The organism is Ensifer adhaerens, from assembly GCF_020035535.1.
GTDB lineage: Bacteria > Pseudomonadota > Alphaproteobacteria > Rhizobiales > Rhizobiaceae > Ensifer.
The window spans coordinates 3,620,801-3,636,953 of the sequence record NZ_CP083349.1 but is presented as its reverse complement, the minus strand read 5'-3'; the positions used below and the strand labels follow the sequence as shown (position 1 = coordinate 3,636,953).

Annotated in this window: 17 protein-coding genes; 10 read left to right on the top strand and 7 right to left on the bottom strand. The window is 63.0% G+C overall.

What is annotated here, in order from left to right; translation table 11 throughout:
* Window positions 1-252: 252 nt before the first annotated feature.
* The 6 genes from LAC81_RS17775 to LAC81_RS17750 form a co-directional block, all read right to left on the bottom strand.
* Window positions 253-837, bottom strand: a complete 585-nt coding sequence (locus LAC81_RS17775) for a DUF2585 domain-containing protein (protein WP_223727851.1) — start codon at window positions 835-837, stop codon at window positions 253-255.
* A gap of 5 nt (window positions 838-842) precedes the next feature.
* Window positions 843-1,475, bottom strand: coding sequence for a septation protein A (locus tag LAC81_RS17770; protein ID WP_113535348.1), 633 nt, complete (start codon window positions 1,473-1,475; stop codon window positions 843-845).
* Between the two features lie 107 nt (window positions 1,476-1,582).
* On the bottom strand, window positions 1,583-3,265 hold the full coding sequence (gene ftsY / locus LAC81_RS17765) for a signal recognition particle-docking protein FtsY (protein ID WP_223725857.1): 1,683 nt from the start codon (window positions 3,263-3,265) through the stop codon (window positions 1,583-1,585).
* A gap of 18 nt (window positions 3,266-3,283) precedes the next feature.
* Window positions 3,284-4,558, bottom strand: coding sequence for a tRNA (N(6)-L-threonylcarbamoyladenosine(37)-C(2))-methylthiotransferase MtaB (mtaB, locus tag LAC81_RS17760; RefSeq protein ID WP_223725856.1), 1,275 nt, complete (start codon window positions 4,556-4,558; stop codon window positions 3,284-3,286).
* The gene (gene dapF, locus LAC81_RS17755) at window positions 4,555-5,466 is read right to left on the bottom strand and encodes a diaminopimelate epimerase (RefSeq protein WP_223725855.1); all 912 of its coding nucleotides are present in this window, start codon (window positions 5,464-5,466) and stop codon (window positions 4,555-4,557) included. Before dapF ends, mtaB begins: the two co-directional genes overlap by 4 nt.
* A 92-nt stretch (window positions 5,467-5,558) precedes the next feature.
* The gene (locus tag LAC81_RS17750) at window positions 5,559-6,572 is read right to left on the bottom strand and encodes an MBL fold metallo-hydrolase (protein ID WP_223725854.1); all 1,014 of its coding nucleotides are present in this window, start codon (window positions 6,570-6,572) and stop codon (window positions 5,559-5,561) included.
* A 79-nt stretch (window positions 6,573-6,651) separates the two neighbouring features.
* Here LAC81_RS17750 and LAC81_RS17745 point away from each other — a divergent pair, with 79 nt between their 5' ends.
* The 6 genes from LAC81_RS17745 to trmD all read left to right on the top strand — a co-directional run bounded on the left by LAC81_RS17745 (window position 6,652) and on the right by trmD (window position 11,130).
* Complete coding sequence (locus LAC81_RS17745; protein WP_223725853.1) at window positions 6,652-7,140, top strand: MarR family winged helix-turn-helix transcriptional regulator; 489 nt, start codon at window positions 6,652-6,654, stop codon at window positions 7,138-7,140.
* A 249-nt stretch (window positions 7,141-7,389) separates the two neighbouring features.
* Window positions 7,390-8,955: a signal recognition particle protein gene (ffh, locus tag LAC81_RS17740; protein ID WP_113535342.1), complete on the top strand. Its 1,566-nt coding sequence runs from the start codon at window positions 7,390-7,392 to the stop codon at window positions 8,953-8,955.
* A 13-nt stretch (window positions 8,956-8,968) separates the two neighbouring features.
* Window positions 8,969-9,304 carry a chorismate mutase gene (locus LAC81_RS17735; RefSeq protein ID WP_113535341.1) on the top strand — a complete coding sequence of 112 codons (336 nt, stop codon included), beginning with the start codon at window positions 8,969-8,971 and terminating at the stop codon, window positions 9,302-9,304.
* A gap of 37 nt (window positions 9,305-9,341) precedes the next feature.
* A complete protein-coding gene (gene rpsP, locus LAC81_RS17730) occupies window positions 9,342-9,716 on the top strand; it encodes a 30S ribosomal protein S16 (protein WP_113535340.1) in 375 nt (124 codons plus the stop codon).
* Between the two features lie 146 nt (window positions 9,717-9,862).
* Window positions 9,863-10,426: a ribosome maturation factor RimM gene (rimM, locus tag LAC81_RS17725; RefSeq protein WP_113535339.1), complete on the top strand. Its 564-nt coding sequence runs from the start codon at window positions 9,863-9,865 to the stop codon at window positions 10,424-10,426.
* Window positions 10,427-10,437: 11 nt separating this feature from the next.
* Window positions 10,438-11,130, top strand: a complete 693-nt coding sequence (trmD, locus tag LAC81_RS17720) for a tRNA (guanosine(37)-N1)-methyltransferase TrmD (protein ID WP_113535338.1) — start codon at window positions 10,438-10,440, stop codon at window positions 11,128-11,130.
* On the opposite strand, the gene LAC81_RS17715 is transcribed toward trmD, so the two are convergent.
* Window positions 11,112-11,858, bottom strand: a complete 747-nt coding sequence (locus LAC81_RS17715) for a sulfite exporter TauE/SafE family protein (RefSeq protein ID WP_223725852.1) — start codon at window positions 11,856-11,858, stop codon at window positions 11,112-11,114. The genes trmD and LAC81_RS17715 overlap by 19 nt on opposite strands.
* 328 nt (window positions 11,859-12,186) lie before the next feature.
* Between LAC81_RS17715 and rplS the strand changes: the two genes are divergently transcribed.
* The 4 genes from rplS to leuC all read left to right on the top strand — a co-directional run bounded on the left by rplS (window position 12,187) and on the right by leuC (window position 16,124).
* Window positions 12,187-12,705: a 50S ribosomal protein L19 gene (gene rplS, locus LAC81_RS17710; RefSeq protein ID WP_043625625.1), complete on the top strand. Its 519-nt coding sequence runs from the start codon at window positions 12,187-12,189 to the stop codon at window positions 12,703-12,705.
* A gap of 125 nt (window positions 12,706-12,830) precedes the next feature.
* Window positions 12,831-13,640: a transporter substrate-binding domain-containing protein gene (locus LAC81_RS17705; protein ID WP_223725851.1), complete on the top strand. Its 810-nt coding sequence runs from the start codon at window positions 12,831-12,833 to the stop codon at window positions 13,638-13,640.
* 9 nt (window positions 13,641-13,649) lie between these two features.
* Window positions 13,650-14,471, top strand: coding sequence for an amino acid ABC transporter permease (locus tag LAC81_RS17700; protein WP_223725850.1), 822 nt, complete (start codon window positions 13,650-13,652; stop codon window positions 14,469-14,471).
* 243 nt (window positions 14,472-14,714) lie between these two features.
* Window positions 14,715-16,124 (top strand): 3-isopropylmalate dehydratase large subunit, encoded by a 1,410-nt coding sequence (gene leuC, locus LAC81_RS17695; protein WP_223725849.1) that lies wholly within the window; start codon window positions 14,715-14,717, stop codon window positions 16,122-16,124.
* Window positions 16,125-16,153: the final 29 nt, after the last annotated feature.

Genomic DNA, 16,153 nt, shown 5'->3' with positions numbered 1-16,153 from the left:
CGGCCCGTCATCCGCGTGGTTAGAGGCTTTACCCCTCTTCCGCCTGCCGGCACCTTCTCCCCGCAAGCGGGGCGAAGGAGACGCGTAGCGCCCGGTTGCCCTAGACCCTCGCGTCGCATCGACGGCATAGAACCGTGCTTTCCCTGCCGAGTAGTCGTGGAATGAAGCGAGTGCCTCAAATCCCTTCTCCCCGCCTGCGGGGAGAAGGTCGCGGCAGCGGGATGAGGGGCTGCGACGGCGACCGAAGCCCGATTAAATGCCCGCCTGCCATTCCTTGATGGCATCCAGCGGCCAGGCCAGCATCAGCACGTTGAGCGTGAGATTGTCGCGGATCAGCCAGCCGGTGAAGAGCTCGAAGACGATGGCGAGCGTCACCGTCAGCCAGATGGGCATGCGGGCGGCAAACAGGAAGCCGGCCACCATGGCCAGCGTGTCCATCGTCGAATTCAGGATGCTGTCGCCGAAATAGTCGAGCGAGATCGTCGCCGAGCGGTAGCGGTTGATCACCATCGGCGTGTTTTCGGCGATCTCCCAGGCGGATTCGATCACAGTCGCGAGGAAGAGCTTGGCCGTCAGCGGCTTGCCGCGCAGGAGCAGATGGCCAAGGCCGTAAAACAGGAAGCCGTGGATGATGTGGGACGGTGTGTACCAGTCGGCGATATGCTGCGAGTTGCCGCCGGATTTGACGACCGGCTCGAAAAGCTTGACGTAACCGCACTCGCAGATCCAGAGGCGACCCATCAGATGCTGGGTGACGATCTGGATGATGAGAACAGCAAAACAGGCGGCGAGCCAGAGGAGTGCGTGCCGGTTGCGGCTGTCATTCTCCTCGAGCATCGTGCTCACTCGGCGTTCTCCTGGTCAAGCGAGTGCTTCATGATCAGGGGCATCTGGGCGAGCGTGAACAGGATGGTGATCGGCATCGTTCCCCAGACCTTGAAGGCGACCCAGAAATCGGTCGTGAACGACCGCCAGACCACTTCGTTGAGCACGGCGAGGAAGAGGAAGAATACACCCCAGCGCAGCGTGAGCTTGCGCCAGCCGGCTTCGTCGAGCTTGAAGGCGGAGTGGAAGACGTAGCCGAGCAGCGACTTGCCGAACAGCAGGCCGCCGAGCAGGATCGTGCCGAACAGCGTGTTGACGATGGTCGGCTTCATCTTGATGAAGGTGTCGTTCTGCAGCCAGAGCGTCAGCGCGCCGAAGACGAAGACGACGATGCCGGATATCAGCGGCATCATCGGCAGGGTGCGGGTCAGCACCCAGGAAACGGCGAGCGCGATCGCGGTTGCGGCCATGAAGAGGCCGGTGGCGATGAAGATCGGGCCGCCGAGTTCGGCGAGCGCCGGAAAATGCCCGGCCAGCCATTCGCCGCGCGAATTGGCGAAGAAGAAGACCATCAACGGTCCGAGCTCCAGCACCATTTTGAGCAAGGGGCTGACTTCCTTCTGCGGCTTGGTAGCCTCGATCGACGACATCTGGGGGTCCTGTTTTCGCATGTGCCTGCTGCTCATAACACCAGCATTGCGGCAAAACCATATCAAGGCGGCGGCCCTGTGCAAACCACAGGTTCTGACCTGCCTCGTCAGGCCGCGACGCCGGCGATCGCCTCGGCAAAATCCTTGGCTTCGAACGGCTCCAGATCGTCTATGCCTTCACCGACACCGATGAAATAGACCGGCAGCTTGTGCTTGGCGGAGATGGCGACAAGGATGCCGCCACGCGCCGTGCCGTCGAGCTTGGTCATGATCAGTCCGCTAACGCCCGCGACGTTGCGGAAAATCTCGACCTGCTGCAGGGCGTTCTGGCCGGTGGTGGCGTCGAGTGTCTGCAGCACGGTGTGCGGCGCGTCCGGATCGAGCTTGCCGAGCACGCGCACGATCTTTTCGAGTTCTGCCATCAGTTCCGCCTTGTTCTGCAGGCGGCCGGCGGTGTCGATGATCAGCACGTCGGATTTTTTTTCGCGCGCCTGCTGGAACGCTTCATAGGCAAGGCCAGCGGCATCGGCACCGAGCTTGGAGGAGACGATATCGGAGTTGGTGCGCTCCGCCCAGATCTTCAGTTGCTCGATCGCCGCGGCGCGGAAGGTGTCGCCGGCGGCGAGCATGACCTTGAGGCCGGCGCCCGAAAGCTTGGCTGCGAGCTTGCCGATCGTCGTCGTCTTCCCGGTGCCATTGACGCCGACCACCAGGATGACATGCGGCTTGTGGCTGAGGTCGAGCTCCAGCGGCTTGGCGACGGGCGAAAGCACCTTGGTGATCTCGCCGGCCATGATACGCGAAACGTCCTCGCCCGAGACATCCTTGCCATAGCGCTCGGAGGCGAGCGTGTCGGTGATGCGCATCGCCGTCTCGACGCCGAGATCTGCCTGGATCAACAGGTCTTCGAGGTCCTGCAGCGTCGCTTCGTCGAGCTTGCGCTTAGTGAAGAGGCTGGCGATCTGGCCGGTCAGCTGCGACGAGGTGCGGGCAAGGCCGCGGCGCAGGCGCTGGTACCAGGTGAGCTTTTCCTTCGGCGCGGCGACGGGTTCTTCCTTGGGTCTGCTGTCGGCGGTCGCAAAGCCCTTGGGGAGGGCTGCGGGTGCAGCGGGAGCTTCGGCGACGGGCTCGACAGGTGCTTCGAGGACTGGCTGTTCGGCGACTTGCGTCTCTTCGGTCGGCGCTTCAGAAACCGGTATTTCGAGGACCGGCGCCTCAGCAACGGTGTCGCTCTTGGCGGCGGCATCTTCGACAGGTTCCGCATCTGCGGGTGCTACGTGGCTTGCTTCTTCGTCGATCGCTTTCGTTTCAGCGTCGGCGACTTCCTCCTGCTCGGACAGGTCTTCAGGCTCTACGGGCGGTTCTTCAGGCGCGGTTTCCTGAAGCTCGCCGTAAGCCTCGAGCGACTCTTGTGCCGCCGGCGACAGTCCATGCTCTTCACCGACGGGCGCTGCTGATGCAACGGTCTCTTCGCTGGGGGTCTCGTCCGGCGCCGGTCCACCTGCGGTTTCGATCTCGGCCGGCAGGATCGGGTCCTCCACGGCAAGCGGCAGCGCCTCGATGTCGGACAGCGGCTGAAGCAGCTCTTCGGAGGTTTCTTCGGCCGCCGGCTGTTCGTCGAAGATGGCTTCGACCGGAGCGATGTGCTCGGAGATAACGGGTTCCGGCACAGCCGGTGCTTCGACAGGCGACGCGCCCGCGATGTCCGCCTCTGGCGCGGCATCCTGCGGCTTCGTTTCCTCCGCGCCCTTGCCGAAGGTGAAGATCCTCTTGATGAAACCCATTGCCATTCAGGAATTCCGCATAAATCAGGCCGCAGCCATCTGTTTTACCTGCATCGTCAGATGCTTGCCATTGTGGCCGGTGATTGAGACCGGGACAAGCGCGCGGGCTTTCAGGCCGGCGGCATCGACGAGCGTGAAATTTTCAGTGTGGGCGAGCCCGTTGTTCTCGACCAGGATCGTCTGTTCGCTGCCGACCATTCCGTCGAGGTGGCGGGTGTAGAGCGTCGCGCCGACCGCGCGCAGACGCGCGGCGCGGTCCTTGACGAGATACCGGTCGAGCTGCGGCATGCGCGCTGCCGGCGTGCCGGGGCGCGGACTGTAGGGGAAGACGTGCAGATGCGCGATGCCGCAATCCTCGGCGAGCCTTGCAGCGTTCTCGAACATCTCTTCGGTTTCGGTCGGAAAGCCGGCGATCATGTCGGCGCCAAGGCTGATTTCGGGCCGGAGCCGGCGGACTTCATTGGTGAAGGCGCGGGCGTCGGCGCTCGAATGGCGGCGCTTCATCCGCTTCAAGATCAGGTCGTCGCCATGCTGCAGCGACAGGTGCAGATGCGGCATGAAGCGCGCTTCGTCGGCGATCAGGTCGAAGAGGTGCCTGTCGGCCTCGATGCCGTCGATCGAGGAGAGGCGCAGGCGGCGGATCTCGGGAACCTGCTTCAACAGCGTCTTGGCGAGCAGGCCGAGGGTCGGCGTGCCCGGCAGGTCGGCGCCGTAGCTGGTGGCATCGACGCCGGTCAAGACGATCTCGCAGTAGCCTGTCTCTACCAGCTTGCGCGCCTGGTCGACGACAGCGCCCATCGGCACGGAACGGGAATTGCCGCGGCCATAGGGGATGATGCAGAAGGTGCAGCGATGGTCACAGCCGTTCTGCACCTGAATGAAGGCGCGCACGTGGCCATCGATGTGCTTGACCATCTGCGGTGCGGTGGCGCGCACGCTCATGATGTCGTTGACGCGCAGCTTCTCTTCCGCCGAGACGCCGAAATCCGGCAACGAACGATAGGAAGCGCTTTTCAGCTTTTCCTCGTTGCCGAGCACGGCGTCGACCTCGGCCATTTCGGCGAAGGTTTCTTTCTCGGTCTGCGCGGCGCAGCCGGTGACGATGATGCGGGCATGCGGATTGTCGCGACGGGCACGGCGGATCGCCTGGCGCGCCTGGCGCACGGCTTCGCCTGTAACGGCGCAGGTGTTGACGAGGATGGCGTTGTTCAGCCCCGCCTTCTCGGCTTCCGCCCGCATCACTTCGGATTCGTAGGTGTTGAGACGGCAGCCGAAGGTTATGACCTCGACGCCGCTCAAAGCGCCCGGGCCCCGCTGGCCTCGGCTTCGTCGCGCTGCCAGGTGCCGGTCGCAGGGTTGAGCGTGCCGGACCATTCCCATTCGGCGGGGCCAGTCATGACCACGTGGTCGTCGCGCTCGCGCCACTCGATGGTGAGCTTTGCAGGCGCTGGAGCGGAGGCGACGTCGATCGTCACCGTGCGGCCGGTTCGACCGGTGCGCGCGGCGCTGACGGCAGCCGCACAGGCGGCCGAGCCGCAGGCAAGCGTCAGCCCGGCGCCGCGCTCCCAGGTGCGGGTGCGCAGCGATGACGGCGAAAGCACCTGCGCCAGCGTGATATTGGCGCGCTCAGGGAACATCGGATGGTTCTCGAGCAGCGGGCCGAAGCGGTCGAGATCGAAGGACATCGGATCCTTGTCCACCCAGAAGACCGCGTGCGGATTGCCCATCGACATGGCCGAAGGCGAATGCAGGACGGGATTGTCTATCGGCCCGATCTGCAATTCGATGCGGCTGGTATCGGCAAATTCCTCTGCAAGCGGGATCTTCTCCCAGGCAAAGACCGGCTTGCCCATATCGACCGATATCGTGCCGTCTTCATGCTCTGTGGCGTTCAGGATTCCGGCGATGGTCTGGAAGGTGAAGACCTTCTTTCCGGTTTCGGCCGCAAGCGCCTGGACGACGCAGCGGGTGCCGTTGCCACAGGCCTGGGCCATGGAGCCGTCGCAATTGACAATGTCGATCCAGGCGTCGGTGCCGGCGGCCTTCGGGTCGTGGATCGCCATGATCTGGTCGAAGGCGGTGGCAGGATCGGCGTTGAGCGCGATTGCCGCCGCCGGCGTTACCCGATCCTTCCGACCGCGCATGTCGACGACGAGGATCTTGTTTCCAAGCCCGTTCATCCTGGCAAATTGCACGTAGTCGGTCATGTCGCGATTGTCCAAACGGGCTTGCGCCAAGCGGGCCATCCTTCATTCGGGCTGTATATGGCCGAAAAGCCCGGAAATTACCAGTGCTGCGTTCATTCTGCGGCGGGTGTCGATGCTGGCACGTTGAAGACTTCGCCGGGGTGAAGCGGACGGAAGCGGGTGCGGGCGACGCCGGCCGCGTCGAGTGCCCGTTCCAGCGCCTGCCGCGGCTCGTCGACGCCTTCGTCGGTCAGGCGAAATGTACCCCAGTGGTGACCGGCGACATGGGCGGCGGCGCAATCGACCATGCCGCGCACCGCCTCTTCCGGGTTCTGGTGCTGGTCCTGCATGAACCAGCGAGGCTCGTAGGCGCCGAAGGGCAGGTTGGCGAGGCGGAAGGCGCCATGTTTCTCGCGGGCGGCGCGGTAGTTGATGCCCTCGTGAAAGCCGGTGTCGCCGACGTGGTAGATCTTGCCCGCCGGTGTCTCCAGTACGAAGGCGGCCCACAGCGCCATGCGCCGATCGCGCGAGCCGCGCGCCGACCAATGATGGCAAGGCTCCGCATGGATCACGATATCGTCGCCGCAATCGAGCCTGTCGCCCCAGTCGACTGCCTCGATCTCGGCATCGGGTACGGCACGGCGGATGATCGTGTCGTTGCCGAGCGGAGTGATGATCCGTGGCCCGTGTTCCTGCTGCAGGGCGCTCAGCGTCTCGGTGTCGAGGTGATCGTAGTGATTGTGGGTGACGAGCACGATGTCGATCGGCGGCAGGTCGTCGAGCTCGATGCCGGGCGCGTTGTAGCGGTGCGGACCGGCAAAGGCGAAGGGGCTGGCGCGCTGTGCCCAGACGGGATCGGTGAGGATGTTGACGCCGTGCACCTGGATCAGCAGCGTCGCGTGGCCCACCATGGTGACGCGCAGATGTTCACCTTCGACGCTGACTTCCGGCTTCACCTGTGCGTAGGGGCTCGGATTGCGCGCCGGCCATCGGGCCTTGCCGCCGCCGAACTGCCAGCGCAGCAGGTCGGGAAGCCCGCGGGGTTCCTTTCCTCCGGGATTGAAGAAGCGCGTTCCATCGAAATGGTCGGAGGGTGGCCCTTGGTAATACGAATTGCGCTTGTTCATCCGAGTCGTTCACCCATCGCTGAATGGCCAAGGTTTAATAAGTTCTTGAAGACAGCAACTGGATTGCTATCGTGTTCGCATGCTCGTTCGATTCGATCCGCATGAACGCCTCTACAAGACCCTGAAGCTGGTCCGCTCCATCCATCTCAACATGCAGCGCTCGGCAGAACATATGCTCGACGGTGCGGGCATATCAGTGGCGGAGCGCGCAGTTCTCGAACTTTTTTGCGAAAATCCGCTGACGGTGCCGGAGGCGGCGCGGCGTCTGTCGATGAAGCGGCAGTTCGTTCTGCGCATCGTCACAGGGCTGATGGACAAGCAATTGCTGGAACGGCAGCCGAATCCGGAACATCGACGCGCCTACCTTTGCGCGCCGACTGCCGCCGGACGCGATCTGTCCGAGGAGATTCATCGACGTGAAATCGAGATGCTGCACGTCCTGCTTGGAGACATCAACCAGACGGAAGCGGTGGCGGCGCTGCGGGTGATGACGCGGGTGGCCACGGCCTTCGAACGGCTGTCCGGTGAACTGGATGCGGCTCTCGAGGAAGAGATGTTCAAAGCCTAAAACGCCACATCTGCCTGTCGTCCTTGACTTTTGCTGCGCTTTCCTGTTTATCCGCGCCAATTCCTTCGCAAGCTCAAGTCTTCGAAGCCACCGACCGGGTCCCGTCAAGGTATAAAGAGAACCCGGAGGTCAACATCCGACAGCGCGTTGCGCCCTCGGGTGGTTTTTGGCTTTGCGCCTTGTTTTCCTGGCGAGGGAACCCACGTTTCCGGCGAGTTGATCGCCACCGGAAACCAGAAGGAAGTGAGAATGTTCGAGAGCCTCCAGGACCGCCTTGGTTCCATATTGAATGGACTGACCGGCCGCGGCGCATTGTCGGAAGCCGATGTTTCCGCTGCGCTTCGCGAGGTTCGCCGTGCGCTGCTCGAAGCCGACGTCGCGCTCGACGTCGTGCGCTCCTTCACCGAAAAAGTTCGTGAAAAGGCCGTCGGCGCCGAGATCCTGAAGTCGATCAAGCCCGGCCAGATGGTCGTCAAGATCGTCCATGACGAGCTGATCGAGATGCTCGGCTCAGAAGGCGTCACCATCGACCTCAACGCGCCGGCACCCGTCGTCATCATGATGGTGGGCCTGCAGGGCTCGGGTAAGACGACGACCACCGGCAAGATCGCCAACCGGATGAAGTCGCGGGACAAGAAAAAGGTCCTGATGGCTTCGCTCGACACGCGTCGTCCGGCAGCCCAGGAGCAGCTGCGCCAGCTCGGCGTGCAGACCGGTGTCGATACGTTGCCGATCATTGCCGGCCAGTCGCCGACCGATATTGCTGCGCGCGCCGTCCAGGCTGCCAAGCTCGGCGGTCACGACGTCGTCATCCTCGACACCGCCGGCCGTACCCATATCGACGAACCGCTGATGATCGAGATGGCGGAGATCAAGCGGAAGTCCAATCCGCATGAAATCCTGCTCGTCGCCGATGCGCTGACCGGTCAGGACGCCGTCAACCTTGCCCGTAACTTCGACGAACGCGTCGGCATCACCGGCCTGGTGCTCACCCGCATGGACGGCGACGGCCGTGGCGGTGCGGCGCTTTCGATGCGTGCCGTCACCGGCAAGCCGATCAAGCTCATCGGCGTCGGCGAAAAGATGGGCGAACTCGAAGAGTTCCATCCCCGCCGCGTCGCCGACCGTATCCTTGGTATGGGCGACATCGTTTCGCTGGTTGAAAAGGCTGCCGAAAACATCGACGCCGAGAAGGCGGCCGCCATGGCCGCCAAGATGGCCAAGGGCAAGTTCGATCTGAACGATCTCGCCGACCAGCTTGGCCAAATGCAGAAGATGGGCGGCATGGGCGGTATCATGGGCCTGATGCCCGGCATGGCCGGCATGAAGGACAAGATGGCCGCCGCCGGCCTCGACGACAGCCTGTTCAAGCGCCAGCTCGCCATCATCTCGTCGATGACGAAGGCCGAGCGCGCCAACCCCGACCTGCTGAAGCATTCGCGCAAGAAGCGCATTGCCGCCGGTTCCGGCACCGATGCCGCCGACATCAACAAACTTCTGAAGATGCACCGCCAGATGGCGGACATGATGAAGATGATGGGTGGCAAGGGCAAAGGCGGCATGATGAAGCAGATGATGGGCGGCCTTGCCAACAAGATGGGGCTTGGTGGCCTCGGTGGCGGCGGCATGCCTGACCTGTCGAAGCTCGACCCGAAGCAGCTCGAAGCGTTGCAGAAGCAGGCCGAAGCCGCCGGCCTAAAGCCGGGCGGAATGCCGGGTCTCGGCGGCGGTGGCCTGCCGGGTCTGGGTGGCGCTAAGCTTCCCGGCCTCGGTGGCGGTTTCCCCGGCCTTCCCGGCCTGCCGAAGAAGAAGTGAGGATCGGTGAGAGATGATTGATCCCGAAATCAAACAGGAATTGGCGGGTTACCGGCAGTCGATCGACAACATCGATGCCGCACTCGTCCACATGCTGGCCGAACGCTTCCGCTGCACTCAGGCAGTCGGCGTTCTCAAGGCCAAGCACGACTTGCCGCCGGCCGACCCGGCGCGCGAAGAATACCAGATCGAACGCCTGCGCCGCCTGGCCAAGGATGCCAATCTGGACCCGGATTTCGCCGAGAAGTTCCTGAACTTCATCATCAAGGAAGTCATCCGGCATCATGAAGCCATCGCCGCCGACCGCTCGCATTCCGCGGGCAGCGCCGGCACAAACCATTCCGCTTGAACGAAGCGGTCAAGAAAGCCTGCAAGGAGTTACTCAAATGGCACTGAAAATTCGTCTCGCCCGTGGCGGTTCCAAGAAGCGTCCGTACTACCAGATCGTCGTTGCCGACGCCCGCAGCCCGCGTGACGGCCGCTTCCTCGAGAAGATCGGCTCCTGGAACCCGATGCTCGGCAAGGACGACGAAAAGCGCGTCGAGCTCGACGCCGAGCGCGTCGCTCACTGGATCGCCCAGGGCGCACAGCCGACCGACCGCGTTCTGCGCTTCCTCGACCAGGCTGGCCTCGCAAAGCGTCCGGCTCGCAGCAACCCGACCAAGGCTGTTCCGGGCAAGAAGGCTCAGGAGCGCGCTGCTGAAGCCAAGCAGAAGGCTGAAGAAGCCGCTGCTGCCGCTGCAGAAGCTGCCGCAGAATAATTGCCGGCAAACGGTCTGGAACGGGATCGGCGGTCCTCCGACAGCACTCCTGTTCCAGCTTGCCGTGACTTAAGGAAACGGGTGGCATTTCCATGCCGCCCGTTTTCCGTTATGTGCAGCGAGATATACCGAAACGGACGCGGACGATGAGCAAACTCGAAAACCCGGTTCTGATGGCGACTATCGGCGCGGCGCAAGGCTTGCGCGGCGAGGTCAGGGTCAAATCCTTTACCGACGATCCGACGGCGCTCGGCGACTATGGCAATCTGCACAGCGATGACGGCCGTGTCTTCGAGGTGCTCGAAATCCGCGAGGCGAAGAATGTCGTGGTCGTGCGCTTCCGTGGTGTCAACGATCGCAATGCCGCCGAAGCGCTCAATGGTCTCGAGCTGTTCATCGAGCGGGACAACCTGCCAGACGAGGATCTCGACGAGGACGAATTCTTCTATGCCGATCTCGAGGGCCTGGAAGCGATCGACGGCAATGGCACCAGCTATGGCAAGGTCAGCGGCGTTTTCGACTTCGGTGCCGGCGATCTCCTGGAGCTGAAGGGTCCGGGCCGTCGCCCGGTGCTGATCCCCTTTACCGAATGGTCGGTGCTGGAGATCGATCTGGAGGCCGGCCGGTTGCTGGTCGATCCCGTGGCGGCAGGTCTTTCCGAGGACAAGGATCAGGATTCGGGCAATCCGTTTTCCGCAAAGCGTAAGTGAGCGGTGCGGCAATGACTTTTCGCGCGACTGTTCTGACGCTTTATCCCGAAATGTTTCCGGGTCATCTCGGCGCCTCGCTTTCCGGTAAGGCGCTGGAGCGTGGCCAATGGTCGATCGAGCCGGTGCAGATCCGCGATTTCGCCGAAGACAAGCACCGCACCGTCGACGACACGCCGGCCGGCGGCGGCGCCGGTATGGTGCTGAAGCCCGACGTGCTTGCCCGGGCGATCGATCAAGTCTCCGCGGCTGACGATCGTCCTCGGCTGCTGATGAGCCCGCGCGGCCGACCGCTGACACAAGAGCGGGTGCGCGAACTTGCTGCCGGACCCGGCGTCGTCATCGTCTGCGGACGTTTTGAAGGCGTCGATCAGCGGGTGATCGATGCCCGTGGCCTCGAAGAGGTTTCCATCGGCGACTACATTCTCTCCGGCGGCGAGCCGGCCGCGCTGACGCTGCTCGATGCCGTGGTGCGTATCCTGCCGGGCGTCATGGGTAACGAGCTTTCGGGCGTGCATGAGAGCTTCGAGGGCGGCCTGCTCGAGCATCCGCACTATACCCGGCCGCAAGTGTTTGAAGGCCGCGAAATCCCGCCGGTGCTGACCTCGGGCAATCACGGCGCCATTGCCAAGTGGCGCGAAGCGGAGGCGCGGCGCCTCACCGCCGAGCGCAGGCCCGATCTTCTCGATCAGCCCGTGAAGAAATAATAGGCGGCAAGCAGCAAGCCGACGGCGACGACGAGCGCGCGGATGACCGCCTGCGGCACGCGCCGGGCCGCCCAGACCCCGGAGTAGCCGCCAAGGGCTGCGCCCGGCACCATGATGGCCGCATGCAGCCAGGAGACGACGCCGCCGGCGGCGAAGACGACGATGGCGATCGCGGCAATCACGATCGAAATGAAGTTCTTGAGCGCGTTCAGCCGGTGATAGCCACCGCCGGTCGCAAGCCCCAGCACCGCCAGCATCATGATGCCCATGCCGGCGCCGAAGAAACCGCCATAGATGGAGGTGACGAACTGGGCGCAGATGCCGGCCGGATTGATCGCATGCTCGTCAACGCGCGCCTTGGGCTTGAGCAACGGCCCGGCAGCGAAGATCGCCGTTGCCGCAAGCAGCAGCCAAGGGACCAGCGCACGGAAGGAGGCGTTGGAGAGCGAGACGAGCAGCAGCGCACCGGCAAGGCCGCCGAGGGCCGAGATCGCGCCGAGCAGGATCGCATAGCGCTTGTCGGCCCGGATTTCCTTGGCATAGGCGAGCGCGGAGGTGATGTAGCCCGGGAACTGGATGATCGACGAGGTCGCGTTGGCAACGATCGGCGAGAGGCCGCCAAGCGTCATCGCCCCGAACGTCAGGAACGTTCCGCCGCCGGCGATGGCATTGACGACGCCGGACAGGAAGCCGGCCGCAAAAAGCATGAGCACTTCGAAGATATGCATGGTATTCCCCGGACCACCATGCTCGGGATAGCCGGTGGCGGTGGCGACCGCAAGTCCGCGCCATCGGACAATCGAATGGATCGTCTATGCCGATTTTCTGATGGAATCGCTGCCGCTGATGCGGATCACCGAGAAAATATGCCTTCCGGGGATGACAAGCAGGGCAGATTGGTGTAAGTGCCGCCCCGGTTCGGGTTCTATGCCCGTCGACCAAAACAAAGAATGGCGTACCCGCTCCTGTTGGTTTCCAGCAAGACCTGAAGGCAAAGCCCGACAGGTTCACCGTGAGCGCTCTGGCTGTTTCAGAAGAACTTGAAAGGTTAGACCGATGAACATCATCCAGCAGCTGGAAGCCGAACAGGCCGCCAAGATCGCCGCCAAGCGCACGCTCCCGGAATTTTCCGCCGGCGACACCCTGCGCGTCAACGTCCGCGTTGTCGAAGGCAACCGTACCCGCGTTCAGGCCTATGAAGGCGTCTGCATCGCTCGTTCGGGCGGCGGCATCAACGAAAGCTTCACCGTTCGCAAGATCTCCTACGGCGAAGGCGTCGAGCGCGTATTCCCGGTTTACTCTCCGCTCGTCGAGAGCGTCGAAGTGGTTCGCCGCGGTAAGGTCCGTCGCGCCAAGCTCTACTACCTGCGCGATCGTCGCGGCAAGTCGGCTCGTATCGTCGAGAACACCGGCACGCGCGCCCGCAAGCTGAACGAAGCCGAGCGTCAGGCGATTGCCGAGGAAAAGGCACGCATCGAGGCTGAAAAGGTTGCAGCAGCTCAGGCGCTCGCCGCCGAAAAGGCAGCAGCCGAAGCCGCCGAAGCAAAGGCAGCAGCGGAAGCCGCAGCAGAATAAGTTTTCAATCCTCTGGGATTGTTGGAAAGGCGGCCTCGGCCGCCTTTCTTTTTTGGTACTATCCGCTTGTCTTTCCGATGGAATTTGTGACATTTTCCGCTGCCACAATTTTCGGGAGCCCTCCAATGACAATCCGTCGCCACGTGCTTGCGGGCATCGCAGCTGCACTTGCCGTTCCTTTCGCATTTTCTGCGCCGGCGCTTGCCAGCGACCTGCCCGACCTGGGAGGCAAGACGGTTGTCGTCGTCACCGAGAACGCCTACCCGCCGCTGCAGTTTGTCGATCCGAAGTCCGGCGAAGCCAAGGGCTGGGAATACGACGCCATGAACGAAATCGCCAAGCGGTTGAATTTCAAGGTCGAATATCAGAACACTAGCTGGGACGCGATGATCCAGGCGGTGCATGACGGCCAGTACCAGATTGGGATGACCGGCATCACCATCAAGGACGATCGCAAGGAGAAGGTCGACTTCTCCGACCCCTACATGCGTTCGCAGCAGTTCATGCTGGTGCGCAGCGACGAAAACCGCTTCAACGACGGAAAGAGCTTCGGCGCCTTTGCCGACGGTCTCGTCGGTGCCCAGCCGGGCACCTCGCCGTTCTACACCGCCGTCTACGAAATGCTTGACGGCAACGAGCAGAACCCGCGCATCAAGCTGTTCGAGACTTTCGGCGCAACCGTCCAGGCGCTGAAGGCCGGCGACGTCGACGTGGTGCTGACCGACAGCGTCGCTGCCAAGGGCTATGTCGATTCGTCCGAGGGCAAGCTCAAGGTCGTCGGCGGCCCGCTCGGTACCGAGGATTTCGGCTTCATCTTCCCGAAGGGCTCGGACCTCGTCGCTCCGGTCAACGCCGCGATCAAGGCGCTGAAGGCAGACGGCACATTCGACGCCCTCGATAAGAAGTGGTTCCTCGAATACAAGATGGGCGGCTGATCCGAGGCTATGGCCGCTCCGCAATCTCCTGATATGTCCGGTAAGGGCGACTATCCCTGGTGGTTGGTCGCCCTTCTTGTGATCGCGGTGGCTCTTGCCGCCGTGATCGTCAGCAACGACATCTTCTCCGAAGTCTTCACCGTGGTCTTCAAGGGGCTCGGCGTCACCGTCTTCGTGACCCTCATGGGCTTCGTACTGGCAACAACGCTGGGCCTTGGCATCGCGCTGATGGCGCTTTCCGAGCATTCGGCGCTCCGGCAGATCGCGCGCTTCTACACGGAAATCATCCGTGGCGTGCCGATCCTCGTGCTTCTGTTCTATATTGCCTTCGTCGGTGCGCCGGCGCTCGTCGTCGCTGCCAATTTCATCTGCGCGCCGCTGATCGCAGCCGGCTGGATGGAGCCTGTCGTCGTGCGAGACATTTCGCTGATGTGGCGCGCGATCATCGCCCTGATGATCGGCTACTCCGCCTTCATCGCCGAGGTGTTTCGGGCCGGCATCCTCTCGGTCGACAAGGGACAGGTTGAGGCTGCCAAGGCGCTTGGGCTCACGCGCTACCAGCGCTTCCGTCTCGTCATTTTTCCGCAGGCGATCCGTGTGATCCTGCCGCCGCTCGGCAACGACTTCGTCGCCATGGTCAAGGACTCATCGCTTGTCTCGGTGCTCGGCGTCGCCGACATCACGCAGATGGGCAAGGTCTATGCTTCCGGTTCCTTTCGCTTCTTCGAGACCTACTCGATCGTCGCCTATGTCTATCTGGTGTTGACCATCGGCCTGTCTCTGGCATTGCGAGGCCTGGAGCGGCGGCTGAGGCGCGCGGAGCAGCGTTGAGCGCGATCACGCCAATTGCCGACCTGTCAAAAAATTGATATGAACGCGCTCATGGAATCCAAATTCGGATGTCGCGAACAGAAAATCGTCGTGCTGCAGGATCACAAACGCCTGCCGGCACGCTTCTTTGCGCGCGTTCACGGGGCGCTTACAAGCCGCCTATCCTGATCCCTTGATCAGCGTTTCCGGTTGCCTTGCCGCCGGCTTTCCCTACCTTTTTGAAAACTCGATGGATATACCGCCATGAGCGCACCGCGTACTCTCTATGACAAGATCTGGGACGACCATCTGGTCAACAGCCAGGACGATGGCACCTGTCTTCTCTACATCGATCGTCACCTCGTTCACGAAGTGACGAGCCCACAGGCCTTCGAGGGCCTGCGCATGGCTGGCCGCCAGGTCCGCGCGCCTGAAAAGACGCTCGCCGTCGTCGACCACAACGTCCCGACTTCGGCCGATCGTCACCTCGGCATCAAGAACGAGGAAAGCCGCATTCAGGTAGAGGCGCTCGCCAAGAACGCCGCCGATTTCGGCGTCGAATACTACTCCGAGAACGACAAGCGTCAGGGCATCGTGCACATCGTCGGCCCAGAGCAGGGCTTCACCCTGCCGGGCATGACCATCGTCTGCGGCGACAGCCACACCTCGACGCACGGCGCCTTCGGTTCGCTGGCGCATGGTATCGGCACGTCCGAGGTCGAGCACGTGCTCGCCACCCAGACGCTGATCCAGAAGAAGGCGAAGAACATGCTGGTGCGCGTCGACGGCCAGCTGCCATCAGGCGTCACCGCCAAGGACATCATCCTCGCCATCATCGGCGAGATCGGCACGGCCGGCGGTACCGGGCACGTCATCGAGTTTGCCGGCGAAGCGATCCGTTCGCTGTCGATGGAAGGCCGCATGACCATCTGCAACATGACGATCGAAGGTGGCGCCCGCGCCGGCCTGATCGCGCCGGACGAGACGACGTTTGCCTATATCAAGGACAAGCCGCGCGCTCCGAAGGGCAAGGCCTGGGACATGGCGCTCGACTACTGGAAGACACTGCAGACGGACGAAGGCGCCCATTACGATCGCGTCGTCGTGCTCGACGCTGCCAACCTGCCGCCGATCGTTTCCTGGGGTTCCTCTCCCGAAGACGTCATTTCGGTTCAGGGCATCGTTCCCAACCCGGACGAGATCCAGGAAGAGAACAAGCGGGCCTCCAAGTGGCGCGCGCTCGACTATATGGGTCTGAAGCCGGGCACGAAGATCACCGACATCGCCGTCGACCGCGTCTTCATCGGCTCCTGCACCAACGGCCGCATCGAGGACCTGCGGGCTGTGGCTGAGGTCGTCGAAGGCCGCAAGGTCGCCTCGACGGTTTCGGCCATGATCGTTCCGGGCTCGGGCCTCGTGAAGGAACAGGCCGAGGCCGAAGGCCTCGACAAGATCTTCAAGGAAGCCGGTTTCGACTGGCGCGAGCCGGGCTGCTCCATGTGCCTGGCGATGAATGACGACCGGCTGAAGCCGGGCGAGCGCTGCGCGTCCACGTCGAACCGCAACTTCGAGGGCCGTCAGGGCTTCAAGGGCCGTACGCATCTGGTCTCGCCGGCAATGGCGGCAGCCGCTGCGGTCGCGGGTCACTTCGTCGACATCCGCGAATGGAAATAAGCCGGATTTGAGCTTTCCGGCGTAAATGG

Coding starts and splice junctions, on each gene's coding strand:
- LAC81_RS17775 (WP_223727851.1), bottom strand. CDS start 837: ATGCTCGAGGAGAATGACAGCCGCAACCGGCACGCACTCCTCTGGCTC.
- LAC81_RS17770 (WP_113535348.1), bottom strand. CDS start 1,475: ATGTCGTCGATCGAGGCTACCAAGCCGCAGAAGGAAGTCAGCCCCTTG.
- ftsY (WP_223725857.1), bottom strand. CDS start 3,265: ATGGCAATGGGTTTCATCAAGAGGATCTTCACCTTCGGCAAGGGCGCG.
- dapF (WP_223725855.1), bottom strand. CDS start 5,466: ATGACCGACTACGTGCAATTTGCCAGGATGAACGGGCTTGGAAACAAG.
- LAC81_RS17750 (WP_223725854.1), bottom strand. CDS start 6,572: ATGAACAAGCGCAATTCGTATTACCAAGGGCCACCCTCCGACCATTTC.
- LAC81_RS17745 (WP_223725853.1), top strand. CDS start 6,652: ATGCTCGTTCGATTCGATCCGCATGAACGCCTCTACAAGACCCTGAAG.
- ffh (WP_113535342.1), top strand. CDS start 7,390: ATGTTCGAGAGCCTCCAGGACCGCCTTGGTTCCATATTGAATGGACTG.
- LAC81_RS17735 (WP_113535341.1), top strand. CDS start 8,969: ATGATTGATCCCGAAATCAAACAGGAATTGGCGGGTTACCGGCAGTCG.
- rpsP (WP_113535340.1), top strand. CDS start 9,342: ATGGCACTGAAAATTCGTCTCGCCCGTGGCGGTTCCAAGAAGCGTCCG.
- rimM (WP_113535339.1), top strand. CDS start 9,863: ATGAGCAAACTCGAAAACCCGGTTCTGATGGCGACTATCGGCGCGGCG.
- trmD (WP_113535338.1), top strand. CDS start 10,438: ATGACTTTTCGCGCGACTGTTCTGACGCTTTATCCCGAAATGTTTCCG.
- LAC81_RS17715 (WP_223725852.1), bottom strand. CDS start 11,858: ATGCATATCTTCGAAGTGCTCATGCTTTTTGCGGCCGGCTTCCTGTCC.
- rplS (WP_043625625.1), top strand. CDS start 12,187: ATGAACATCATCCAGCAGCTGGAAGCCGAACAGGCCGCCAAGATCGCC.
- LAC81_RS17705 (WP_223725851.1), top strand. CDS start 12,831: ATGACAATCCGTCGCCACGTGCTTGCGGGCATCGCAGCTGCACTTGCC.
- LAC81_RS17700 (WP_223725850.1), top strand. CDS start 13,650: ATGGCCGCTCCGCAATCTCCTGATATGTCCGGTAAGGGCGACTATCCC.
- leuC (WP_223725849.1), top strand. CDS start 14,715: ATGAGCGCACCGCGTACTCTCTATGACAAGATCTGGGACGACCATCTG.